Origin of the sequence: Microbacterium sp. S1037 (assembly GCF_048381605.1) — a bacterium.
GTDB classification, from domain to species: domain Bacteria; phylum Actinomycetota; class Actinomycetes; order Actinomycetales; family Microbacteriaceae; genus Microbacterium; species Microbacterium testaceum_B.
The window spans coordinates 86,931-109,491 of the sequence record NZ_JBLWIG010000003.1; the positions used below are offsets into that span (position 1 = coordinate 86,931).

Here is a 22,561-nt window from a genome sequence, read left to right on the forward strand (position 1 = left end):
GTAACTGTGTCGTAACGGTCGCGGCGGTATTCTCTGTCCCGTGAACCCACCGCGAACGCTTTTCTTCGGGCTGAACTACCCCCCGGAGACTACGGGAATCTCCCCGTACACTGGCGCCATGGCCGAGGGGCTCACGCGCCAGGGCCACGAGGTTCGCGCTGTGGTCGCGCACCCTCATTATCCGCAGTGGAAGATCACGTCAGGTTACGGGCAGTGGTCGCACAGCGAACGGATTCAGGGTGTCGATGTGCACCGGGTGCTGCATTTTGTTCCGGAGCAGCCTTCGTCCTTGCCCCGAGCGCTCTCCGAAGCCACATTCGGCGTTCGGCAGGTTTTCGTTCGATGGGGGCAACCGTCGGCGATCGTCGCGGTTTCGCCGGCTTTGATCTCGTCCGTGATCGTCCGCGCTCGTTCATTACTGTCGCACCGTAATACTCCGTTTGTGGTGTGGGTACAGGATTTGTACGGCATCGGCATGACGGAGATCGGGCGAGGCGGCGGGCTGTCGGGACGCGTGATCCGCGGCCTTGAGCGTTGGCTGTTGCGCTCGGCCACCATGGTGGTGGTGATCCACGACCGGTTCGCTGACCGTGTGCACGCCGATTTCGGTGTCGCGCTGGAGCGCATCGCCGTGATCCGAAACTGGACCCATCTGGCACCTCTCCCTGTCGTCGACGTCGCGGCCGTGCGGGCTTCGTACGGTTGGAGCGACGATGAAACCGTCGTCGTTCACACCGGCAATATGGGCACCAAGCAAGGGCTGCATCACGTCGTCGATGCGGGCCGGCTTGCCCATCAACGAGGCGAACGGGTGCGCTTCGTGCTCGTCGGTAATGGTGCGCAGCGGGATGACCTCATCGAGCGAGTAGCTCAGGAACCCACGACGACCGAGCTTCTGCCACCGCTCGATGACGACGCTTTCGCCGCGATCCTGCAGTCCGCCGACATGTTGTTGGTGAACGAGCTGCCAGGCGTTGCTGAAATGTGCGTGCCGAGCAAGTTGACGTCGTATTTTACGTCTGGTCGTCCCATTCTCGCGGCTACCGATGCGCTGGGCATCACCGCTCAAGAAGTGCACAACGCCGACGCCGGGATGATCGTTGCCGCGGGCGATCCGGAAGCCCTTCTCGACGGCGCAATCGCGCTCGCCGCCGACCCCGGAGAGGGTCTCCGGATGGGCGAGAACGGCAAACGTTACAAAGAGACCGTCCTGAACGAAACATTCGCTATCGAGCGATTCGATAGTCTGCTCGCGGATCTGACCGCCGAAGCCGCCGTGAAGACTCCTGTTTGACTCTCTTTCTCGCTTCCCGAACGGCGGAAATAACGTGGCAAAACGCGCCCTGATTACTGGCATTACCGGTCAAGACGGTTCCTACCTGGCCGAACTTCTTCTCGCGAAGGGGTATGAGGTGCACGGCGTCATTCGCCGCGCCTCGACCTTCAACACCAGTCGAATCGACCACCTCTACGTCGATCCGCACGACCCCGAAGCCAAGCTCTTCCTGCACTACGGCGACCTTTCCGACGGCGCGCGGCTCGTCACGCTGATGTCGGAGATCAACCCCGACGAGGTCTACAACCTCGCCGCGCAGTCTCACGTGCGCGTGTCGTTCGATGAGCCCGAGCACACGGCTGACACGACGGGCACCGGGACGATCCGCCTCCTCGAGGCCGTCCGCCTGTCGGGAATCGACACGAAGTACTACCAGGCCTCGACGTCGGAGCTCTACGGTGCGACGCCGCCTCCGCAGAACGAGGAGACGCCGTTCTACCCGCGCTCTCCCTACGCGGCCGCCAAGCTCTACAGCTACTGGATCACCAAGAACTACCGCGAGGCATACGACATGTTCGCGGTGAACGGCATCCTGTTCAATCACGAATCGCCCCGTCGTGGTGAGACCTTCGTCACGCGCAAGATCACGCGCGCTGTTGCCCGCATCAAGGCGGGTCTGCAGAACGACCTCTACCTCGGCAACCTCGACTCGATCCGCGACTGGGGCTACGCCGCCGAGTACGTCGAGGGAATGTGGCGCATTCTGCAGGCCGACACTCCGGAAGACTTCGTGCTCGCCACGGGCGTCGGGTACACCATCCGCGAGTTCCTCGAGACGTCGTTCGGGCACGTGGGCCTCGACTGGAAGGAATTCGTCAAGTTCGACGAGCGCTACCTCCGCCCGACTGAGGTCGACGCTCTGATCGGGGACCCGACCAAGGCGGCCGACAAGCTCGGCTGGGTGCCTTCGGTGCGCGGTGACGAACTCGCGAGGATCATGGTCGACGCCGACATCACCGCTCTCGAGAAAGGCCCCGAGTGGATCGACACGGTGTCGCTTCCGACGTGGAGCAACGCGGAGCTGTTGGGGGCGCGTGCGTGAGTACCGCTGTTGACGGCGTGAGCTACACCCCGCACGAACTGGACCGCGATGCGACGTTCTACGTCGCCGGACACCGGGGGCTCGTGGGATCGGCGATCGTCCGACGGCTCGAGGCGGCAGGTTTCGACAACATCGTCGGAAAGACATCGTCGGAACTCGACCTGAAAGACCGCGACGCCGTCTTCGCGTACGTCGGAGAAATTAAGCCGAAGTACCTGGTGCTGGCTGCGGCGAAGGTCGGTGGCATCCTGGCGAATTCGACCTACCCGGTCGATTTTCTCAGTGACAACATGCGCATTCAGGTCAACGTGCTCGACGCGGCCCTCGCCAACGGCGTGGAGCGCGTGCTGTTCCTGGGGTCGTCATGCATCTACCCGAAGTTCGCGGAGCAGCCCATCCGTGAGGACTCGCTCCTCACGGGACACCTCGAGCCGACGAATGACGCATATGCGATCGCGAAGATCGCCGGCATCCTGCAGACCCAGGCGGTGCGCCGCCAGTACGGCCTGCCATGGATCAGCGCGATGCCGACGAACCTCTACGGCCCGAATGACAACTTCTCGCCGCAGGGCTCGCACGTGCTCCCGGCGCTGATTCGTCGGTACGACGAGGCGGCGCAGGCGAGGGCGACGAGCGTGACCAACTGGGGAACGGGAACGCCGCGCCGTGAGTTCCTGCACGCCGATGACATGGCCGACGCGTGCCTGCATCTGCTCGAGCACTACGACGGTCCCGACCAGGTCAACGTGGGCACGGGGTCGGACGTGACGATCCGCGAGATCGCCGAGACGATCGCACGCGTGACCGGGTTCGAGGGCGAGACCGAGTGGGACACCTCGAAGCCCGACGGCACTCCGCAGAAGCTCCTCGACGTCTCGAAGCTGGCCGAGGCCGGCTGGACCGCGAAGATCTCGCTCGAAGAGGGGATGGAGCGCACCGTCGCCTGGTACCGCGATCACGTCGGCGCGCTGCGCCAGTAGGTGTTCCGGCACGTCGTTTTGTTCCGGGTCCGTGACGATGTCGCGGACCCGGACGTTTCGGTGGCCATCGCCGAGCTGCGGGCGGTGGGGGAGTGGCCCGGCATCCTCTCGTGGGATGTCGCGCTATCGCTGGATACGCGTAAAGGGCGTGTGATCGTCGAGGACGGGACGTTCGTGGACCGCGCGGCGTTCGAGGAATGGCGCGCGACCGAGAAGCACCTCGCCGCGGGGCAGAGAATGGCGGCGATCAGCGACTGGTGGGTGGGGGACTGGGAGCCGAACTGACGCGGCGGTGTCGTGGCATCCATCCTCCGTCGAACGGGATGATCGTGGCCGACCGTATTTCGGCGGCTGTCATTCTCAGGCCCGGGTGGTGTGGTCGTGGTCGTGGTCGGCTTGCCCTTCCAGGAGCATCCCCACGGAGGTGGCGCAGGCGTCGCCTCGCCATGCTTCGATGCCCTCGCGTATCGCGAATGCGGCGATGACAAGTCCGGCGATCGCGTCAGCCCACCACCACCCGAACAAACTGTTCGCGGCGAGCCCGACGAGCACCGCGGCGGAGAGGTAGGTGCAGATCAGGGTCTGCTTCGAGTCGGCGATGGCGGTCGCCGATCGCAGCTCACGGCCTGCTCGACGCTCCGCCAGGGAGAGGAAAGGCATGATGACCACGCTGAGCGCGGTGAGCGCGATGCCGACCGTGGAGTGCTGAGCGTCAATCCCTCCCACGAGGGCGAGCACCGATGTGGCGGTGACGTAGGCGGCGAGGGCGAAGAACGCAAGGGCGATGACGCGTAGTGTGCCCGTCTCCCACCGCTCGGGATCGCGGCGCGTGAACTGCCAGGCGACCGCTGCCGCCGAGACGACCTCGATGGTGGAGTCCAGGCCGAACCCGATCAAGGCTGTCGACGAGGAGACGGTGCCCGCCGCGATCGCCACAACGGCTTCGACGAGGTTGTAGGCGATCGTCGCCGTGACGATCAACCTGATGCGCCGTTCGAGGACGAGGCGGCGCTCGTGAGTAGGCCGAGGGACGGTGGTCGTCATACGCAGGTGCAGCTTTCCCCCGTGCAGCAGCCCGGCTCGACGACGAGCACAACGCGCATCAGCTCGTCGAGCACGGGCGCGAGGCGCGGGTCGGCGAGTCGGTACCAGGTGCGCCGCCCGTCCGGCACGGCCTCCACGAGTCCGCACCCGCGAAGGCACGCGAGCTGATTCGACATGACCTGCCGAGACACTCCGAGCGCGTCGGCCAGGTCGGACGGGTACGCCGGAGCCTCGCGCAGCGCCAGGAGGACGCCCGTGCGCGTCGAGTCCGAGAGCGCATGACCAAGGCGGGATAACGCCGCGGTGTGCGTGACCGTGGCGGTGAGGGTCGCGGAGGACATGCGGCGATAGTACATGAATTCATGAATTAAGAAATCAATGTACTGTCGTGGCGCTGCGGGAATCACTCTCGCCGGAGACCGCATCGCGCCGCCGGGCGTCAGGGGCGTCGCGCAAAATGCCCGCAAGGCGCCAGGCTCGAGGGTGCTGCTCGGAGAAATGAGACGAGGCCCGGTCGGAAAAACTTCCGAACCGGACCTCTTACTGTCTCAACACAGTGTGCGCCCGAAGGGACTCGAACCCCTAACCTTCTGATCCGTAGTCAGATGCTCTATCCATTGAGCTACGGGCGCAGGGCCTCCGCGCGAAACGGCGCGCAGGCCGTGGTCCAGCATAGCCGCGACCGACGGAGACGTCTAATCGGCCCGGAACGGCGTGCATCCCGGGCGTGGCGCGAGGGTGACGACGGGGTGTCCGGACGGGGCGGGACGTACGCTGGCCGAATGAGCGCTTACACCTCCGCGTTCGAGCTGTTCTCCATCGGGATCGGACCCTCGAGCTCCCACACCGTCGGCCCCATGAAGGCCGCCCTCCAGTTCGCCACCCGACTCGAAAGCGAGGGCATCCTGGGGCGCGTGACGTATGTGTCGTGTTACCTCTACGGCTCACTCGGCGCGACCGGTATCGGGCACGGAACGCCCGACGCCGTCGTCGCAGGGCTGCACGGCTGGGATCCCGAGACCGTCGATCCGGATGCCGTCCGGCGGCTGTGGGTGGACTGGCCCGACGGGCGTCAGCTCCCGCTCGCCGGGTCGCACGCGGTCCACTTCCAGAAGGCCGACATCTCGCTCGAGCCGCGGAGGCGTCTGCCCGGCCACCCCAACGCCATGACCCTCGTTGCGCGCGATGTGCGCGACCACGTGATCGCGGAAGACACCTACTACTCGATCGGCGGTGGGTTCATCCGGCGCGAGGGGGAGCCCGCTCGCGTGGCGGCTGCACCCTTTCCGCTCGCGTTCGATGACGCGGCCACCCTCATCGAGCTGTGCGACGAGCAGGGCATCACGATCGCCGAGGCGGCACGTCGCAATGAGGAGGCCCTGCGCTCCGACGAAGAAATCGCCGCGGGCCTCGATCGGATCTGGGATGCCATGGCCGCCTGCGTCAACGCCGGACTCGAGCACGACGGTGTGCTTCCCGGCATCCTGAAGGTGAAGCGCCGTGCGGCGGTGATCCGGCAACAGCTCGAAGAGATCGAAGCCGAGGGGCACCGCGAGCTGCCGGGGGAGTGGCTCGGGGCGTTCGCGCTCGCCGTGAACGAAGAGAACGCGGCCGGAGGGCGCGTCGTGACAGCGCCGACGAACGGTGCCGCCGGCATCCTGCCGGCCGTGGCGATGTACTGGTGGCGGTTCCTCGCCGACTCCGGGCTCGGCGCCGGCAATGCTGTCACCCCGTACGGCGAGCTGGTCGGGAGCGCGCTGCTCGGCTACGACGGCCACGCCGTGACGCGCGGCGAGGTCGCCGGGTGGGACGACGGCGACGTGGCCGAGGCGAATCGACGCCGTGGCATCCGTCGATTCCTGTTGACGGCGACGGCGCTCGGCTCGCTGTTCAAGGCGAACGCGTCGATCTCGGGTGCCGAGGGCGGATGCCAGGCCGAGGTCGGATCCGCCTGCGCGATGGCCGCGGGTGGTCTGACGGCGGTGATGGGCGGAACGAACCGCCAGATCGAGAACGCCGCCGAGATCGCCATGGAGCACCACCTCGGGCTCACCTGCGACCCGGTAGGCGGGCTCGTGCAGATCCCGTGCATCGAGCGCAACGCGATCGCTGCGTCGACCGCCGTGACCGCGGCACGTCTGGCGCTGCGCGGAGACGGCTCGCACTACGTGTCGCTGGATGCCGTCGTCGAGACGATGCGTCAGACCGGCATCGACATGTCGACCAAGTACAAGGAGACAAGCGAAGGCGGGCTCGCGGTCAACGTCATCGAGTGCTGACGCGGCTGCGCCGTCTGGACGGTCGTGAGGCCGCCAGGCGCGGTGGGTCCGATCGGGTCAGCGCTCGCCGCGGAGCTTCGCGGTCAGTGCGTGCAGTTGCGCGAGCTCGTCGTCGTCGAGGCGGGCCATCCGGTCTGCGATCGAACGCCCGTGGGCGGCCGCGATCTTGCGGAACATCACGGCGCCGGCTTCGGTCGCGGTGACGAGTGAGCCGCGGCCGTCTTCGGGGTCGGCGCACTTCGTGAGGAGGCCTCGAGCGACCATGCGCTCGACCAGGCGCGAGACGCTCGGCTGACTGATCAGCATGTTGCCCGTCACGTCGCGCAGACGCGCGGTCATCTCGGGGGCGCGGGTGACGGTGAGGAGCACGTCGTACTCGGCCTGCGTCAGCTCGGTGCCCTCGAAGTCCGATCGCAGTTCTTCGAAGACCTCGTGCTGCGCCCGGAAAAGGCTCTCCCAGGCCTGGACGGCGAGGCGGCGATCGGTCATGTCTCCACGATAGAGGGACGCATCGGTCGTGCGGCGAGGTCGACGCGGGGCGGGGAGAAAGAGTAAGGGCCGGTCGGAGAGGCTTCCGACCGGCCCTTATCCCTGCACCAAGAGTGTCCTGCAATCACATGTCGGTAGCTGCCACAGCAAAACAACTACCGTGCGAGCACTCTATAACGGTGAGATAACGGAAGGGAAGAGGGCGGCGTTATCTTTTTGTGATCACGCGGCTCAGCGCCCGCGGACGTGGTTCCACTGCGTGATGACCGCGTTGCCGTGCTCGAAGCCCAGCTCGCTCACGGCTGAGGTGCCGAGCACGAAGTACCGCCCGCCAGCGGCCGTCAGGCCCAGCCAGACCCCCGCGAGGGAGCGAAGGAAGTGCGCGTGCGAGAACACGAGGATCTGTTCGCCGTTCTCGAGGCGCGGACGGAGGTCGTCGAGAAGGGATGCCGCGCGCGCGGTGACCTGCTCGATGCTCTCGCCCGGAGTGGCACCGGCGGGAGCGCCCGCCTGCCAGATGGTCCAGGGGTGGCCCAGCTGCTCGATGATCTCGGGTGTCGTCAGCCCCTCGTAGGCGCCGTAGTCCCACTCGACCAGCCGCGGCTCCAGCTGTGCGTCGGGGTAGCCGGCGCGGGCGGCGGTCTCCACCGCGCGCTGGAGGGGACTCGTGAGCACCAGGTCGAAGCGGCGCGTCGCGAGGAGCGTTCCCGCGAGCTCGGCCTTGTAGGCGCCCGTCTCGGTGAGGGGGATGTCGGTGAGTCCGGTGTGGCGGCCGGTGCGGCTCCACTCGGTCTCGCCGTGGCGCACGAGCACGAGGCGTCCGTCGGGTTCGGTGAGATCTGCGTCGTTCACTCCCTCATCCTCCCGCGTTGCATCGTCTTCGCGGTGGCGGAAAACGGGCGAGGAACAGAAGAAGGGCCGGCCGAGAAACTCGACCGGCCCATTCTCTGCACCAGAGTGTCCTGCAATCACATGCCGGTAGTCGCCACAGCAAAACAACTACCGTGCGAGCACTCTATAACGGTGAGATAACGGAGGGAAGAGGCCGGCGTTATCTTTTCGTGATTCATAGGCAGCTCATCAATTCGCGTCACGGCGCGGGTGCGGGGCCGGGCTCGGTCGGCGGCGCGGCGATGACAGCGTCGCCCGCGACCCGGCGGCCGAGGTCGCGGCGGGATTCCGCGCCGAGTTTGGCTCGGGCCTGATACACATGCGACTCGACCGTGCGCACGGAGAGGAACAGGCGACTGGCGATGTCGCGGTTCGACATGCCCACGGCTATCAGTCCGGCGATCTCGCGCTCTCTGCGGGTGAGTGCGGCCGATTCGGCCGTCTCCACCACGGACGGGAGGGGAGCGGCATCGGTCGACGGGGACGACGGCGATCGAGGAACGAACGTGCGCAGAAGGGCCGCTCGCAACTCGGCGTGGTCATGACCGGTGACCAGCGGGATCGGTTCGTGATCCCACATCTGCCGGATGGATGCCGAGGTCCCGGACAGCAGTCGACGGATCTCGTCCTGTGCGTCGCTTCCCGCGACCCCCAACGTGACCGCCCGGTGAAGGTCACGGAGCCGCAGCATCGGTGCCGGTCTCTCCGCCGACAGCCTGAGTGCGAACGCGACCGCACGGGCGGCGTCGTCGTAGCGCTCGTCGAGAGCATCGACCATCGCGCGCGCGGCGACGGAATCGTGGCGGAGACTCAGCGGGCCGTCGGCCCACAGGCCGGAGACGCGGTCGACGATGCGCCGCGCCTCGGTGATCCGGCCGCGGACAGCCACGAACTGCGCGATCAGCAGCTTCACGCTCGCCACCGACATGTCCTTGCCGAGCGGGCGGAATCGGGTCCGTGCCGCTTCGAGGTTCCGAAGGGCGGCATCGCTCTGTCCGGTGACGGCCGCCGACAGAGCGGCGGCCAGCCCCGCGCATCCCAGCGCGCGGTCGTCTCCCTCCCGCACGGCTCGGCGCCGCTCGTCGGCGATCCGTTCGTGGAGCAGGGGGACATCGGTGCCCAGCATGAGGTGGGTCACCAGTGAGATCGTCAGTCCCCACAGCCGCTCGGCGGTGTTGAGGCCGGCGACGCCGCTCTCGTAGACGAACTCCTCCACGCGCGTCAGCAGCCGGTTGGCGCCCCCGGCGTCTCCGAGCTGCGCGCGGGCATACGCTTCGCGTAGCCAGGCCCAGACACGCCAGTACCCGCAGGACGTGCGAGCTGTCTGCTGCGCGTAGTCCCGTGCGAGCGGCCACTGCAGGGCGAATCCGAGGGTGTCGACGCGCGCGGCGGAGGGATCGGGCTCGGTGTCCTCCGCGCGACCGCGGAGGAGTGCGGCACGCAGATCACGAGTGGCGGAGAAGAAGCCGCGCATCTCCCAGGCCGTCGCGATCTGCTGCGCGCGATGGCGATCTTCCTCCGCCGAGACCACCGGCGGCACGTGACGCTGCGCTTGCGGGTCGCCGGCGGAGACCTGCGCGTACGCGAGCTCCAGACGGAGGGCGACGTCGTCTGATTCCCCGCCGAGGCCGGTCGTGGCGAACGCCTCAGCCGTCGCACGGTGGCCCTGGTCGTTGGCCTGCCGCGCAGCATCGAGCAGCGCCCTTCGGCGAAGAGGTTCCGATGTCGGGACCGGGAGAGGGTCCCCTCTCAGCATCGACTCGGCGACCACCGTCGCGATCGGTGGGCTCCACCATTGGCCGCCCGCGTCGAGCATGCGGGCAACCGCGGTGTCGACGATGGAGCGGACGCGGGCGTCGCCGAGGACGCGTGCGGCGTCGGCGGCGAGCAGGGGGTTCGCCCAGAGAGCGCCGATATCCGAGTCGTCCTGGAAGACGTAACCGTGTGCGCGAAGCTCCTCGATCTCGTGGAACGGGCGAATTCGTGCCGCGTGCGCGGACGCCAGGCCGGGAAACCGGCCCAAGGTGACCATGGTCGAGAGGTGCTCGAGTTCGAGAGCCGACAGGTTTTTGTGCACGGCCTCCCCGAGTCGCGTCCACACCGGGGCCTGTCGCAGGGCGGCGAGCGGGTCTCGCCCGTGCCGTGCCGCGTCGTCGGCGACCTCGGCGAACTCGTACAGCAGGGCGCGCGAACCGTTCGCCATCCACACGAGAGCGTCCTTCGTCACGTCGTCGAGGGCCTCGGTCCCGAACTCCTGAAGGAAGACCGACGCTTTCGCCTCGTCGAGGGGCTCGATGTCGATACGGAGGGCGAAGCCCCTGCTGCCGAGCTCCATCAGGGAGCGGGTGAAGGCGCTGGACGCCGGACGGGAGAAGATCGGCGTTTCCACGGCGATACAGGCCGTGACGCGGCGACGGTACACGCCGTGCAAGAGGGTCGCCGCTGAGCGTTCGTCCAATGCGTGCGCGTCGTCCACCAGCAAGGTCGTCCCGGCCGCCGGGAGGTCCTCCATCACCGCGGACTCTGCTCCGCGCCCCAACTCCACTCCGCGAACCATCTGTGTCGGGACGTCTCGCCGTGCGAGCGCGTGCGCGACTCGGCCCATCGTCACGGTCTTCCCGACCCCCACAGGTCCCACCAGCACCACCGGCGTGCCGTCCGCCAGATATCTCGCGATCCGTTCCGGATCGGCAGCGCGACCGGTGGTTTTCACGGCGTTCTCCCCGCCGCCGAACTTCGCGATCACCCCATCACCACCCCCTCGTGGATTCGGTTCCCTTTTTCACCATAACCGCATGCACGCAGATCGCCTCGGCTGCTCGTCCTCCGCACTACCGGGATCGCGGCTCAGTAATCGAGCGGAACCCCGAGTTCTCTTTCGAGCGATCGCGGAGATCTCGGCATCCACTGATGTTCACTCGGATTCGCGCTTCGAGACCTTGGTCGCGCCCTCGTCTCGACGACAGGCTCGCCACCGCGGGGTCGCCCCGCCCGCTCGGTATCGGCCGAGCGGATCGAAACTGATAGGGGTTTCCATGGAGAACCAGAAGCGCCGCGTCGTTCGGCGTCGCATTTTCGCCGTCGCCGCAGGCGGCGCGGCTCTCGGGGTCGGCGTTGCCGCGACCCTGGCGGCCTGGACCGACACCGAGTGGGTGTTCGGCGGGGACGGCGCGGGAGGACCCGGCGTCGGCACGTCCACCTTCGCGATCGAGCAGAACACCGATCCGGGCTTCGACGCCGCAGCCTGGACGGACGAGGCCGACAATCCCGGTGGCGAGATGGTGTTCACCGCGGCCGGACTCGTCGGTACCGAGCTCACCCCGGGCGACAGCGTCTACGCCGCCGTGGCGCTGCGCACGAAAGCCGCATCGATCGCCGGCGACGTCGAGCTCCAGCCGGCGGTGCCGGCGGCCGGGATCACCACCGACGATGCCGGCGGCCTGCTCTTCGACGCGCTCGATGTCCGCGTGGCCACCAGCGCCACGGCCTTCACCTGCGACGGATCGGCGTTCACGGGCGGCGCGACCATCATCGCCGATGGCACGCTGTCGGGCACCGGTGGATCCGTCACCCAGTCGCTCGCGGGCGCGGCCGGATCGGTGCAGTACTACTGCTTCGAGGTCACGCTCCCCGACCCGATCCCGCTGGCCGGCGGCACGACCCCCGAGGACTACATGGGTCGGACGATCGCCCCGGCGTGGGAGTTCGTGGCCACCTCGTGAACGATCTGGTCACGGCATCCCGGCCGGTCGCCGCGCACGCCGCGGGCCCCCGGCACCGGTCATCCGCTCGAGTATCCGTCGCCGCGTCGGTCACCCCGATCGAACGGGTGCGGGATGCCGTGACCACCTTCGTCGGATGCCTCGGCATCCTCACCGTCGCCTGGCTGGTGGCGAGCGCCGTATGGGGACTGGGAATCATCGTCTTCATGACGGGGTCGATGTCTCCCACACTCCCCACTGGGGCCGCCGCCATCACCCGGACGGTCGACGCCGCCGATCTCGCCGTCGGAGACGTCGTGACGGTGCGTCGACCCGGCAATGGCGCCCAGGTGACCCACCGCATCGTCGGCATCGCCCCCGTCGCCGGAGATCCGCGCGCTCGCAGCCTCACGCTCCGCGGCGACGCGAACGACTCCGTCGACCTCCGGCCCTACGTCGTCACCAGCGCGCCGCGCGTCCTCGTCGGAGCACCTGTCGCCGGATCCGTCATCACCGCCGCCAAGACACCCGCGGCGATGCTCGGGGGATCCTCGCTCATCGCCGCCGTGATCGCGTGGGCGCTGTGGCCCACGTCGACCCGGGCGTCGTCCGACAGCGCTGACCCGCGTCCGATCCATCCCTCCCGCTGATCCCAGGAGACCCATGTCCCTCTCTCCCCGCGCCGGTCGCCGGCGCGTCAGCGCGGTTCTCGCCGCCGCCGCGTCCTTCGTGCTCATCGGAGCGGGAGGCCTCTTCGTCGCCGATGCCGCCCGCGCGGCCTTCATCGACGTCCCGCCGACCGGTGCGCCGGGACGGCTGGTGCTCTCCTCCGACCCGTATCCGGCCGAGTTCCTCGATCTCAGCCCCGGCGACCCCGCCTACTGGCAGATCCGGGCGCGGCTCGAGGACGCCACCCGCGCGACCCTCGCCCTGGAGCTACGCAAGAGCGGTCCGCTCGCCGAGACTCCCCGCGGCTTGACCATGCAGGTGGACGTGTGCGACGCACCCTGGGCGGGGTTCCCGGACCAGCCGCTGTGCGCGTCGGGCAGCCGGCCCGTGACGGTGGCCACACCGGCCGAGGACTACACCTCGTCGTCGCCGTCGTTCGAGCTGCGACCGCTGACGCCCGCGGCGCCCCAGTTCCTCCTGGTGACCCTCGCCGTGGAGAACTCCGCGGAGGCCCAAGAGGACACCTCGCTGATGGGGCTGCGCGCGCGCATGGGTATCGGCCTGACCGCCACGTCGATCGACGACGTGCCCGTCGGTCCGCCGGGGCGCCTTCCGACCACCGGGTTCGACCCCATGGCGCTGATCGGAGTCGGCGCTCTCGCCGCCGGCCTGTTGGGACTCGGGGCATCGCTACGCATCGCACGGAACGGGGGACGACGGTGAGGACGAGGATGCGCGCGGTGTTGGCCGCGTCGATGGGGGCGATGCTCCTGGTTCCGCTGGGAATCACCGCGACGACGGCCAACTGGAATGACGCGGAGTGGGTGCATGAGGACGCGCTGGGCACGAGTTCACTCGACTGCGCGCAGAGCCCCGGCCTCGAGAGCCGTTCGCGCGGGACGTTCCTCGCGGGCGAGCTGCTCGGAATCGACCTCGACTCGATCGCCCAGCTCGACGACATGCGTCTGACGGTGCAGGCGGACGGAGTCGCCGTTCCCGACCCTGCGAACGCGATCGACCTGGGCTCTACCCCGCCCACCTTCACCTTCGCGAATCCGTTCGACGTCGCCGCTCTGGGGATCGTGGGGGTGGACCTCACCGGCTTCGCCGTCGCGCTTCCGGGCGCCGCCCTGGGCGCGGCGAATCAATGGACGCAGGGGTCGACCAGTGGCCGCGCCGCGGGTGCCTCCGGCCTGATCAACGACTCAGGAGCGGTCCTCGTGTCCGATTCCACGCCCGATGACGATCTCCCGGAGCCGGCGACGGTCGATATCACCGCTCTGCTTCCCTCGATCGCGGGTCTGGACACGGCGACGCTCGAGGTGGGCGCGGTCGCGGCGAGCTCTCAGCTCGACGGCTGCGCCGCGCTCCTCGAGCAGGTGTGGGGAGTGTCTCCCGCGCAGCCCGTCGCTGAGCGGGACTACGGCATCGCCTCTCTCGGTCTGACGCTGGACGCGCCCGCGGTCGGGGCGCTGACCGGGGCCGTGACGACGACCGTCGGGCAGCTGGAGACCGCCGTCGCCGGACTCGTCGGGCAGAACGGGTTGATCGCGCAGAACCTGCGTACCGCCCTCGCCCTGCGGGTGTCCGGTATCGCCGCCGCGGGCATGACCGGCACGGTGACGATCAGCGGTCTCGATCTGCAGTCGACGGTCGCCCCGTTCCTCGGCCTCCAGCTCCAGGGCGACGGGTTTACCGTCGACCTCGCGAACGGTCGCATTCTCGTCGACATCGAGCGGCTCACGGGGCCGTTGAACGGGGCGGCACCCAACACGGAGCTCGTGCTGAACGCGGGGGTCGTCAACGCCATCGTGGCCGAGGCCGGGACGCTCCTCGATGACTGGGCGGGCGACGTCACGAACGCGCTGCGCACGGCGATCAGGAACGCACAGCTGCAGATCGCGCTGTCGACGACCGTCTCGGCCGTCGGGTACAACCTGGCCACGGTGACGCTCGGATTGAATTCGACGATCGGGGCCGTCGTCGACGGCAATGCCACGATCGGCGTCACCCTCTCGAACCAGCCGACGGGTCCGATCGTCAGCACGATCAACACGGCCCTGGCCCTGGCGGGTCTCCCCACGCTGACTTCAATCCTGACCACGCTCACCGGCTCCGGCTCCGCGCTCACCACGGCCGTGGCCAACCTGCTCACGACCCAGCTTCTCGACCGTGTGACCACGCTGGGCACGACGCTGTCGTCGCTGTCGGGTCCGGTCGTGGATGTTCTGGCCGGTGTGCTGAATGCGCTGCCGACCGTCGTGTCGGTCATGGTCAATGTGCAGCCGGATCAGCAGAACGCGCCGCCCGAGCCCACGTTCATCGGAGCGACCTCCCGGTCCACCGCCGAGTACGCCGTCACCGCCCTCCGGCTCGGTCTCGCCGACTTCGCCGTCCCCGGCGACGTGGCCCACGTGCTGTTCGGGACGGGATCGGCGGGCCCGGTCACTCTCCCGTGAGGCCCGGCGGCGACGCGTCGCGGCAGGGCCACCAGACCTTCGCGGAGTGGCTGGATCAGTCCTGACGTCGGAGAGGCGTCGCGTCCAGAGCCGCCGCGAGATCGGCGAGCAGGTCGTCGGCGTCTTCGAGACCCACCGAGAGGCGAAGGTGACCGTACCGGCGGAACTCTGCCGGGTAGGTCGCGGTGCGGGGACCGTCGGCGGCGGTGTGCACGATGAGGCTGTCGTCGTGGCCGAGCGAGAAACCCGACGTGATCAGGCGAAGGTTCGCCACGAACCGATTCTGCGCATCGGGGTCGCCGTCGAGGGCGAACGCCATCATGCCGCCGTACGCGTCACCCCCGAACTGCCGCCGAGCGAGCGCGTGCCCGGGGTGGGATGCCAGCCCCGGGTACGCGACGAACGCCACGCGCGGATCGGCCTCGAGGAACTCGGCGACCCGCTGTGCCGACGCGAAGTGCTGACGCAGTCGCAGCGGAAGAGTGACCGAACCGCGCTGGATCATCCACGCGTTGAAGGGTGAGATGACACCGCCGACGTCGACCATGGCGTCGGCCTTGATCGGTTCGATCAGCTCGGTGCGACCGATCACCGCCCCGCCCATCGCGTCGCCGTGGCCGTTGATGTACTTCGTCAGCGAGTGCACGACGAGGTCGGCGCCGTCGGCAAGAGGGCGGTAGAACGGCGGGGGCGTGAAGGTCGAGTCGACCATGAGGATCGCCCCGCCGGCGTGCGCGATCTCGGCGAGCATCGCGATGTCTGCGACCTTGGTGGTGGGGTTGGCGATCGCTTCGACGCACACGAGGCGTGTCTCGGGCCGCATCGCCGCGCGCACGGCATCCTGATCCGTCACATCCACGAAGCTCGCCTGGATGCCGTAGCGGCGGGGGAGCAGCTCGGTCCAGAGGCGCCAGGTCGCTTCGTAGACGACGTCGCTGACGACGACGTGGTCGCCCGCGCCGACGTGGGTGAAGAACACCGCGTGCAGGGCGGCGACTCCGGATGCCAGGGCCACCGCGTCCTCGCCACCCTCGAGGGCGGCGAGCTTGCGCTCGAGGGCCTGTTGGTTGACGCCGGTGTTGCGTGTGTAGAGGCCGGGAGCGGTCGCCGACCAGCTGATCTCGCTGGGATCGTCGGGCAGGGCGAAGGAGTTCGCCATTACGAGCGGTGTGCGCAGAGCCCTCGTGCTGTCGAGCTCGATGCCGGCGTGAACGGCGAGGCTCGCCTCGGCGAGGGTGGCGGCGTCGGTGCGGTCGGGTCGTGACGTCATCGCTGTGGCCTTCCTGTCGCCGGGTGACGGGGCGATCGATCTGAGCTACCCTAGCGTGCAATATAGACACGCGCGAGTGTCTAATTTGCACGAGGAGCACTCATGGCCGGTCCCCGCATCGACGCCGTCGACGAGCGCATCCTGAACGAGTTGCGGACCGACGCCCGGATCCCGCTCGTGACGCTGGCGGCTCGCGTTCACCTGTCGCGCAACGCCGTGAAGCAGCGCATGGAGCGCATGGAGCGCGACGGTCTCATTGCCGGCTACACCCTCGCCCGCGGTCGCGCCGACGACGGGCGCGTCACCGCCATCGTGCTGGTGTACCGCGCGGATCGTATGCGCGGCGCGGGCGTCATCACCGAGCTCGCGCGCATCCCCGAGGTGGTCCAGTGCGACATCCTCTCGGGGCAGTTCGACCTGCTCGTGACCCTGCGCGCGGAATCGATGGATCGCATCGGCCAGATCTGGGAGAGCATCGCGGCGCTTCCCGGGGTCTCCGACACCGTCACGTCGGTCTCGCTGACGCGGGTCATCGACCGCGCGTGACGCTGAGGATGAGAAGACATCGAGCGGATGCCACGCCCTCGTACTCGTGGCGGGAGGGCGTGGCATCCGAGGGTCATGCGTTGATGCACACGACCTTGGGCTGGGTCATCTCCTCGTAGGCGAAGCGCACTCCTTCGCGGCCCATGCTCCCGTATTTGGCCCCGCCGAACGGCATGCTGTCGACGCGGTAGTCGGAGGAGTCGTTGATCATGACGCCCCCGGCCTCCAGGCGCTCCGCCACGCGCAGGGCGCGGCCGAGGTCGCGGGTGAACAGCCCGGCGTGCAGGGCGTAGTCGATGTCGTTCGCCTGGGTCACGGCCTCGTCCTCGGTGTCGAACGGCGCGAGGACGACGACGGGGGCGAACGCTTCGTCGGCCCACAGCTCGCACGAGAGAGCGACTCCCTCCACGACCGTCGGGGCGTAGACCGAGCCGTCGCGGCGATGACCGGCGAGCACGCGGGCGCCGGCTCGCACGGCGTCGTCGACGACCCGCTCGGCGCGCTTCGCGGCATCCACGGTGATCATCGGCCCGACGTCGGTCGCCTCGTCGGTCGGATCGCCCGCCCGCAACGCCGCTGCCGCGGCGACGAAACGCTCGCGGAACGCGGCGTAGATGCCGCGGTGCACGAGGATGCGCTGCGCGCCGACGCAGTTCTGCCCCGCGGCCCAGAACGCCCCCGAGACGCACGCCTCGACCGCGTGAGCGAGGTCGGCGTCGTCGAACACGAGGACGGGGGCGTTGCCGCCGAGCTCCATCGCGAGCCGTTTCAGGCCCGCGCCGCCCGCGATCGCCTCGCCCGTGGCGAAGCCGCCGGTGAACGACACGAGCCGCACCTCGCGCGCCGAGACCAGCGCCGCGGCCACGTCGCGATCGCCGTGTACGACCGTCACGATCTCGTCGGGCAGACCCGCGTCGATCAGGATGCCGACGAGGAACTCCGCCGTGAGCGGGGTGTGCGGCGATGGCTTGAGGATCACGGAATTGCCGCCGGCCAGAGCCGGTCCGAGCTTGTGCGCGACGAGGTTCAGCGCGTCGTTGTACGGCGTGATCGCCACGACGATGCCGAGCGGTTCGCGGGTGAACCAGCCCTTCCGGTTCTCGGACCCCTCGAAGGCGTCGAACGGGATGACCTCGCCCGTCGCCGCGCGCGCCGTCTCGGCCGAGAGCGACAGCGTCGTCACGGCCCGTCGCACCTCTTTGCGGGCCTGCCGGATCGTCTTGCCGGCCTCGCGCACGATGAGCGCCGCCGCTTCGTCGGCACGCTCCTCGAGCAGCTGCGCCGCCCGGTGCAGGACCGCGTGCCGCTTGAAGCGGGAGAGGTCTCGCGACAGCTCGGCGCCGACGCGAGCGCGATCGAGCACGACGGGCACGTCGTTCACGCCGATGGTCGGGACGCTTCCGATCACCGAGTCGTCGAGCGGGTTGCGCACCTCGAGAGCGTCGGCGGGAGTCATGAGCGTCATCGCCGTGCCGCCGCGGTCTGCGCCACGCGGGCGTCGATCTCGATGATGTCCGAGAGCAGGGCGTATGCCGTTTCGACGCGTCCCGCCCCGGGGCCGCTCACGGTCACGGTCCCCAGCAGATCGGTCTCGAACGACACCGCGTTGGTGGGGCCGCTGATGCCGGCCAGCGGGTGGGTGAGGGGGAGGGCGACGGGTTCCACGCTCGCGCGCACCGAGCCGTCGGCCAGGCGTTCGGCCGCGCCGATGAGCTTGTAGCGCAGCCCGCGGGCGGCGGCATCCACGATGTCGGCGGGAGTGATTCCCGTGATGCCGGTGCAGGTCACATCGGCGGGGGTGATGTCGGCGCCGAGGACCTCGTTGGCGAGGATCACGACCTTCAGACGTACGTCGGAGCCTTCGATGTCGGCGGTCGGGTCGGCTTCCGCGTAGCCGAGGGTCTGCGCCTCCGCGACGGCCGCGGCGAGGTCCATGCCCGCCTCCATCTGGCCGAGAACATAGTTACTCGTGCCGTTCAGGATGCCGCGCACCGCGTCGACGCGCAGCCCCTGCAGGGTGGAGGCGGCGAAACGCAGCACGGGCGTACCGCTGACGACGGAGCCCTCGTAGGCGAAGTGGACGCCGTTCGCGGCGGCGATCGCGTTCAACTGCGGACCGGCGAGAGCAACCGGTCCCTTGTTGGTCGTGGTGACGCTCTTCCCCGCCTCCAGGGCGAGGCGCACGTGCGAGACGCCGGGCTCGCCGTCGATCGGGTTGGTGAACGTCGCCTCGACGACGATGTCGGCGGTCGTGTTCCGGATGACCTCGACGTTGCGGGGCTCGGCATCCCCACCCGGCCAGCCGGCGAACGTCGCGCCCGGTGCCAGAGCGAAGACGGCGTCCAGATCGATGCCGTCCTCCTGCATGAGAGATCCGAGACGCAGGTCGGTGATCGCGACGACACGGAGTGCGAAGCCGAGCTCGGTCGCGAGCTCGTCGCCGCGGTCGCGGATGAGTTCGGCCAGGGCGCGGTTCACGCCGCCGAAGCCGATGAGGGCGAGATCGTGACGGTTCATGGGTCTCCTCGGAAGGGTGCAGGACGGGGTCTGCGGATATCGTCCGTCGCCGTCGTGTCGCTCTGCGCCTGGCATTTCGGCGGCGGCGGATGACGATATGTCGGTGCGGGTGACGGATTGTCCGACCGGTTTCCCGACTCTCCGCACTCTTGAGCGCAGGGGCGGGGACCGCTACTGTCCGAGGAAACATGTGCGAAATGAACACAGGGCAGTGTTCATGCCACACGAAACGCGATCCGTTCCCCTTCTTCCGAATGCGAGACGCCATGCCACGCTCCACCGACTCCACGTCCCTTCCGAACGCCCTGCCGCAGACCGTCGCGACACAGGTGCCGCTGCGTCGCCTGCAGCGCTCCATGGACGCGCGCCACCTCGTGATGATCGCCCTGGGCGGCGTCATCGGGTCGGGGCTCTTCCTCAGCTCGGGGTACACGATCAATCAGGCCGGGCCCCTGGGGGCGATCGTCGCCTACCTCGTCGGCGCCTTCGTCGTGTACCTCGTCATGTCGTGCCTCGGAGAGCTCGCCGTGGCCTATCCCGTGTCGGGTGCCTTCCACATCTACGCGGCCCGCGCGATCAGCCCCGCGACCGGCTTCACCACGGCATGGCTCTACTGGCTCTGCTGGGTCGTCGCCCTGGGCTCCGAGTTCACCGCGGCCGGGATCCTGATGCAGAGGTGGTTCCCCGGCGTCGAGGTGTGGGTGTGGTGCCTGATCTTCGCCGGCATCCTGTTCACCCTCAATGCGATCTCGGCGCGCGTGTTCGGGGAGACGGAGTTCTGGTTCTCGCTCATCAAGGTGGTCGCAATCGTCGCGCTCATCGTGCTCGGCGGTGCCGCGATCTTCGGCTTCACCCCGCTGTCGTCCGAGCACCCCGGGGCCGTCCTGTTCAGCAACTTCTCGACGCCGGACGGGCTCTTCCCCACCGGTATCGCCGGCGTCCTCATGACCTCTCTCGCCGTCTTCTACGCGTTCAGCGGCTCGGAGCTCATCGGTGTCGCCGCAGGTGAGACGAAGGACCCCGCCCGGAACATCCCGAAGGCCCTGCGTTCCACCGTGCTGCGCCTTCTCGTGCTCTTCGTTGGCTCCATCACCGTCATCGCCGCGATCCTGCCCTACGAGCAGGCGGGCCTGACGTCGAGCCCCTTCGTCGACGTCTTCGAGTACGTCGGGGTGCCCTTCGCTGGCGACATCATGAACTTCGTCATCATCACCGCGCTGCTCTCGGCGGGTAACAGCGGCCTCTTCTCGTGCGCGCGGATGCTGTTCTCGCTCGCCGAAGAAGGGCACGCACCGCGCGCGTTCACGAAGCTCACCTCCCGCGGCATCCCGATCGTCGCCCTCCGCGTCAGCATGGCCGTGGGACTCGTCTCCCTGGTGTCGAGCGTGATCGCCGCCGAGACCGTCTACCTCGTGCTGGTCTCGATCGCCGGTTTCGCCGTCGTCGCGGTGTGGATGTCGATCGTCGCGGCACAGTTCTTCCACCGACGGGCCTTCGTCCGCGGGGGTGGGGACGTGAGGACGCTCGCCTACCGCACGCCGTTCTACCCCGTCGTGCCGATCCTCGCGTTCGTGCTGCTCGGCGTCTCGATCGTCGCGATCGCCTTCGATCCGAACCAGGTCGCGGCGCTGTACTTCGGCATCCCGTTCGTCGTCGCGTGCTACCTGTTCTTCTGGTGGCGGTACGGTCGTCGAGGAGCCGCGCCCGCCGCCGTCGTCGACGAGGAGGCGCCGGCGGCTCCCGCACACGAAGGACGCTGATGAACCCGCCCGCCTCGCTGACACAGGGACTCGCCCTGCTGCACACCGCGGTCGAGCGGGAGCGATCGGGTCGACCCGGCTGGGCACTGTCGCGCCTGGCCGAGGCCGCGGGCGTCGAACGCAGTCGCGCCTCCCGCGTCACACAGGACCTGCGCCGCCTCGACTTCGTCGAACGCGACGAGTCCTCGGCGCTTCGCGCGGGGCGGGCGTACTTCGTCGCGGCGGGGGCGCGGCACGAACCGTGGCTGCGCGCCGCCCGCGTCCACCTCCGGGGCATGGCGGCACAGCTCGGCATGACGGCGCGGGTCGTCGCCGCCGATGGGCCGCGTGCGCTGCTGCTCCGTGTCGAGGGGGCGGATGCCGCCGGCGAAGGCACCCTCCGTCCCGCGGCGGTCACCCCGATCTGGTGCACGGGCGCCGGACGGGCGCTGCTCTGGGATCACTCGCTCGCCGACCTCGACACCTTGCTCGGCGAGGCGCAGTTCGTCGGCGTCGGTGGGCCCGGCGCGGCTCGCACAGTCGCCGCCGTCGATGCCCTGCAGCGACGAGACCGGGCGCGCGGACTGGTGGTCGCGCACGAAGAGTACGTGGCGGGAGTCGACGAGTACGCCCTGCCCGTCCGGGGTCGGCATGGCATCGTCGCGGCGGTGTCGCTCAGCGGTTCGGCCGCCGGAAACGGTCGTGACGATCGGATCGAGGCCCTGCTCGCCGACAGCGCGGAGCGCTTGAGCACTCTCGCCCAGGCCTGAGCGTCAGTGGATGCCGTGCCCCAAGCGCGTCGACAACGTGGCGGCCGCGGTGAGACAGGCATCGGCGAGCGCCGCCGTGCGCGGTTGCAGTGCCGCCCGCTCTCCGACGACCTGGACCGCAGCGACGACCTCGCCGCGGAAGTCCCACACCGGAGCGGCCACCGAGTAGAGGCCGGCCTCGGCTTCCTCGTCGACGATCGTGTATCCGCGATCGCGGGCGGCGTGCAGCCGGGTCAGGAAATCGTCGACGGAGCGCGGCGCCCGAGGGCCTTCGCTCTCGAAGGCGGTGGTGGCGAAGACCGCCCGAACCTCGTCGTCGGGGGCGTCCCACAGCACCGCCTGGCCCGCGTCGCTGCAGAACGCGGGGTAGGCGCGGCCCACCCAGGTGCCGATCATGCGCGACACCGCCGGCACGCTCTCGACGATCGTGACGGTCGTATCTCCGCGCAGAACGCCGAGGAAGACGGCTTCCCCCGTGGTCGCGGCGAGCTCGTCGAGCACGCTGAGCCCTTCGAGACGCAGACGTCGGTCGACGAGGTCTTCGGCGGCGGTGTACCACGCCCACGACAGCCGGTAGCGGCGCCCGCTGTCGCGAGCGACGACGTCCTGGTCCGCGAGAGCGGCGAGGGTGCGCGAGACGTGCGATCGTTCTCGTCCCAGCGCCCGGGCCACGTCCGTCGCGGAAGCGCCCTGGCCCTCGCGCGTGAGGAGCGCGAGGCTCGCGATGACGTCGAAGGCCCGGATGACGGTCGACGTCGCCTCGTCGTCGGCGACGGCGGCTCCTCGATCGGCGGGGGTCATCGTCACAGCGTAGCCAGGCGTCGCGAAC

Annotated in this window: 21 protein-coding genes and 1 tRNA gene; 12 read left to right on the forward strand and 10 right to left on the reverse strand. The window is 68.9% G+C overall.

All coding sequences use genetic code 11. The features are described 5' to 3' along the window. Positions 1-40: 40 nt before the first annotated feature. Genes ACMW4R_RS15420 through ACMW4R_RS15435 form a run of 4 tightly spaced genes read left to right on the forward strand, consistent with a single transcriptional unit; the run spans position 41 to position 3,643 of the window. Complete coding sequence (locus ACMW4R_RS15420) at positions 41-1,294, forward strand: glycosyltransferase (RefSeq protein ID WP_418300326.1); 1,254 nt, start codon at positions 41-43, stop codon at positions 1,292-1,294. Between the two features lie 34 nt (positions 1,295-1,328). Beyond that, positions 1,329-2,378: a GDP-mannose 4,6-dehydratase gene (gene gmd / locus ACMW4R_RS15425; protein WP_058613368.1), complete on the forward strand. Its 1,050-nt coding sequence runs from the start codon at positions 1,329-1,331 to the stop codon at positions 2,376-2,378. Further along, a complete protein-coding gene (locus ACMW4R_RS15430; protein WP_418300327.1) occupies positions 2,375-3,358 on the forward strand; it encodes a GDP-L-fucose synthase family protein in 984 nt (327 codons plus the stop codon). Before gmd ends, ACMW4R_RS15430 begins: the two co-directional genes overlap by 4 nt. Continuing rightward, positions 3,359-3,643 (forward strand): Dabb family protein, encoded by a 285-nt coding sequence (locus tag ACMW4R_RS15435; protein ID WP_418300328.1) that lies wholly within the window; start codon positions 3,359-3,361, stop codon positions 3,641-3,643. Between the two features lie 75 nt (positions 3,644-3,718). Here the strand turns inward: ACMW4R_RS15435 and ACMW4R_RS15440 are convergent, their stop codons facing one another. The 3 genes from ACMW4R_RS15440 to ACMW4R_RS15450 all read right to left on the reverse strand — a co-directional run bounded on the left by ACMW4R_RS15440 (position 3,719) and on the right by ACMW4R_RS15450 (position 5,034). After that, a complete protein-coding gene (locus ACMW4R_RS15440) occupies positions 3,719-4,402 on the reverse strand; it encodes a cation transporter (protein WP_418300329.1) in 684 nt (227 codons plus the stop codon). Continuing rightward, positions 4,399-4,743 (reverse strand): ArsR/SmtB family transcription factor, encoded by a 345-nt coding sequence (locus ACMW4R_RS15445; RefSeq protein WP_058596343.1) that lies wholly within the window; start codon positions 4,741-4,743, stop codon positions 4,399-4,401. The genes ACMW4R_RS15440 and ACMW4R_RS15445 overlap by 4 nt, the downstream gene beginning before the upstream one ends. 218 nt (positions 4,744-4,961) lie before the next feature. Next, a tRNA-Arg gene (locus tag ACMW4R_RS15450) sits at positions 4,962-5,034 on the reverse strand. 150 nt (positions 5,035-5,184) lie between these two features. Between ACMW4R_RS15450 and ACMW4R_RS15455 the strand changes: the two genes are divergently transcribed. Then, a complete protein-coding gene (locus ACMW4R_RS15455; protein ID WP_418300330.1) occupies positions 5,185-6,681 on the forward strand; it encodes an L-serine ammonia-lyase, iron-sulfur-dependent, subunit alpha in 1,497 nt (498 codons plus the stop codon). Between the two features lie 57 nt (positions 6,682-6,738). On the opposite strand, the gene ACMW4R_RS15460 is transcribed toward ACMW4R_RS15455, so the two are convergent. The 3 genes from ACMW4R_RS15460 to ACMW4R_RS15470 form a co-directional block, all read right to left on the reverse strand. Further along, positions 6,739-7,170 (reverse strand): MarR family winged helix-turn-helix transcriptional regulator, encoded by a 432-nt coding sequence (locus ACMW4R_RS15460; protein ID WP_058613363.1) that lies wholly within the window; start codon positions 7,168-7,170, stop codon positions 6,739-6,741. 231 nt (positions 7,171-7,401) lie between these two features. Continuing rightward, positions 7,402-8,022, reverse strand: a complete 621-nt coding sequence (locus tag ACMW4R_RS15465) for a histidine phosphatase family protein (RefSeq protein ID WP_418300331.1) — start codon at positions 8,020-8,022, stop codon at positions 7,402-7,404. 238 nt (positions 8,023-8,260) lie between these two features. Further along, positions 8,261-10,774 (reverse strand): LuxR C-terminal-related transcriptional regulator, encoded by a 2,514-nt coding sequence (locus ACMW4R_RS15470; RefSeq protein WP_418300332.1) that lies wholly within the window; start codon positions 10,772-10,774, stop codon positions 8,261-8,263. A 322-nt stretch (positions 10,775-11,096) separates the two neighbouring features. Between ACMW4R_RS15470 and ACMW4R_RS15475 the strand changes: the two genes are divergently transcribed. The 4 genes from ACMW4R_RS15475 to ACMW4R_RS15490 are packed head-to-tail and all read left to right on the forward strand — an operon-like array spanning position 11,097 to position 14,890. Continuing rightward, the gene (locus ACMW4R_RS15475; RefSeq protein WP_418300333.1) at positions 11,097-11,783 is read left to right on the forward strand and encodes a SipW-dependent-type signal peptide-containing protein; all 687 of its coding nucleotides are present in this window, start codon (positions 11,097-11,099) and stop codon (positions 11,781-11,783) included. Beyond that, positions 11,780-12,412: a S26 family signal peptidase gene (locus ACMW4R_RS15480; protein WP_418300334.1), complete on the forward strand. Its 633-nt coding sequence runs from the start codon at positions 11,780-11,782 to the stop codon at positions 12,410-12,412. The genes ACMW4R_RS15475 and ACMW4R_RS15480 overlap by 4 nt, the downstream gene beginning before the upstream one ends. A 13-nt stretch (positions 12,413-12,425) precedes the next feature. Further along, positions 12,426-13,154 (forward strand): hypothetical protein, encoded by a 729-nt coding sequence (locus tag ACMW4R_RS15485; protein ID WP_418300335.1) that lies wholly within the window; start codon positions 12,426-12,428, stop codon positions 13,152-13,154. Between the two features lie 8 nt (positions 13,155-13,162). Then, positions 13,163-14,890: a choice-of-anchor G family protein gene (locus ACMW4R_RS15490; protein ID WP_418300336.1), complete on the forward strand. Its 1,728-nt coding sequence runs from the start codon at positions 13,163-13,165 to the stop codon at positions 14,888-14,890. A 55-nt stretch (positions 14,891-14,945) separates the two neighbouring features. Here ACMW4R_RS15490 and ACMW4R_RS15495 read toward each other — a convergent pair whose 3' ends face one another. After that, complete coding sequence (locus tag ACMW4R_RS15495; protein WP_418300337.1) at positions 14,946-16,160, reverse strand: trans-sulfuration enzyme family protein; 1,215 nt, start codon at positions 16,158-16,160, stop codon at positions 14,946-14,948. Between the two features lie 102 nt (positions 16,161-16,262). On the opposite strand from ACMW4R_RS15495, the gene ACMW4R_RS15500 reads away from it, so the two are divergent. Next, the gene (locus ACMW4R_RS15500) at positions 16,263-16,706 is read left to right on the forward strand and encodes an Lrp/AsnC family transcriptional regulator (RefSeq protein WP_275801806.1); all 444 of its coding nucleotides are present in this window, start codon (positions 16,263-16,265) and stop codon (positions 16,704-16,706) included. 73 nt (positions 16,707-16,779) lie between these two features. Here the strand turns inward: ACMW4R_RS15500 and ACMW4R_RS15505 are convergent, their stop codons facing one another. Both ACMW4R_RS15505 and ACMW4R_RS15510 read right to left on the reverse strand, forming a co-directional pair. Beyond that, positions 16,780-18,162: an aldehyde dehydrogenase family protein gene (locus ACMW4R_RS15505; RefSeq protein WP_418300338.1), complete on the reverse strand. Its 1,383-nt coding sequence runs from the start codon at positions 18,160-18,162 to the stop codon at positions 16,780-16,782. A gap of 5 nt (positions 18,163-18,167) precedes the next feature. Next, positions 18,168-19,223: a homoserine dehydrogenase gene (locus ACMW4R_RS15510; RefSeq protein ID WP_058596351.1), complete on the reverse strand. Its 1,056-nt coding sequence runs from the start codon at positions 19,221-19,223 to the stop codon at positions 18,168-18,170. A 266-nt stretch (positions 19,224-19,489) separates the two neighbouring features. Between ACMW4R_RS15510 and ACMW4R_RS15515 the strand changes: the two genes are divergently transcribed. Beyond that, positions 19,490-20,983 carry an amino acid permease gene (locus ACMW4R_RS15515; RefSeq protein ID WP_418300339.1) on the forward strand — a complete coding sequence of 498 codons (1,494 nt, stop codon included), beginning with the start codon at positions 19,490-19,492 and terminating at the stop codon, positions 20,981-20,983. After that, positions 20,983-21,732 (forward strand): IclR family transcriptional regulator domain-containing protein, encoded by a 750-nt coding sequence (locus ACMW4R_RS15520; RefSeq protein ID WP_418300340.1) that lies wholly within the window; start codon positions 20,983-20,985, stop codon positions 21,730-21,732. Before ACMW4R_RS15515 ends, ACMW4R_RS15520 begins: the two co-directional genes overlap by 1 nt. 3 nt (positions 21,733-21,735) lie before the next feature. On the opposite strand, the gene ACMW4R_RS15525 is transcribed toward ACMW4R_RS15520, so the two are convergent. Further along, entirely contained in the window at positions 21,736-22,533 is a 798-nt protein-coding gene (locus ACMW4R_RS15525; RefSeq protein WP_418300341.1) for an IclR family transcriptional regulator, read from the reverse strand. Positions 22,534-22,561 lie beyond the last annotated feature (28 nt).

Coding starts and splice junctions, on each gene's coding strand:
- ACMW4R_RS15440 (WP_418300329.1), bottom strand. CDS start 4,402: ATGACGACCACCGTCCCTCGGCCTACTCACGAGCGCCGCCTCGTCCTC.
- ACMW4R_RS15445 (WP_058596343.1), bottom strand. CDS start 4,743: ATGTCCTCCGCGACCCTCACCGCCACGGTCACGCACACCGCGGCGTTA.
- ACMW4R_RS15455 (WP_418300330.1), top strand. CDS start 5,185: ATGAGCGCTTACACCTCCGCGTTCGAGCTGTTCTCCATCGGGATCGGA.
- ACMW4R_RS15460 (WP_058613363.1), bottom strand. CDS start 7,170: ATGACCGATCGCCGCCTCGCCGTCCAGGCCTGGGAGAGCCTTTTCCGG.
- ACMW4R_RS15475 (WP_418300333.1), top strand. CDS start 11,097: ATGGAGAACCAGAAGCGCCGCGTCGTTCGGCGTCGCATTTTCGCCGTC.
- ACMW4R_RS15485 (WP_418300335.1), top strand. CDS start 12,426: ATGTCCCTCTCTCCCCGCGCCGGTCGCCGGCGCGTCAGCGCGGTTCTC.
- ACMW4R_RS15490 (WP_418300336.1), top strand. CDS start 13,163: ATGCGCGCGGTGTTGGCCGCGTCGATGGGGGCGATGCTCCTGGTTCCG.
- ACMW4R_RS15495 (WP_418300337.1), bottom strand. CDS start 16,160: ATGACGTCACGACCCGACCGCACCGACGCCGCCACCCTCGCCGAGGCG.
- ACMW4R_RS15500 (WP_275801806.1), top strand. CDS start 16,263: ATGGCCGGTCCCCGCATCGACGCCGTCGACGAGCGCATCCTGAACGAG.
- ACMW4R_RS15505 (WP_418300338.1), bottom strand. CDS start 18,162: ATGACTCCCGCCGACGCTCTCGAGGTGCGCAACCCGCTCGACGACTCG.
- ACMW4R_RS15510 (WP_058596351.1), bottom strand. CDS start 19,223: ATGAACCGTCACGATCTCGCCCTCATCGGCTTCGGCGGCGTGAACCGC.
- ACMW4R_RS15515 (WP_418300339.1), top strand. CDS start 19,490: ATGCCACGCTCCACCGACTCCACGTCCCTTCCGAACGCCCTGCCGCAG.
- ACMW4R_RS15520 (WP_418300340.1), top strand. CDS start 20,983: ATGAACCCGCCCGCCTCGCTGACACAGGGACTCGCCCTGCTGCACACC.
- ACMW4R_RS15525 (WP_418300341.1), bottom strand. CDS start 22,533: ATGACCCCCGCCGATCGAGGAGCCGCCGTCGCCGACGACGAGGCGACG.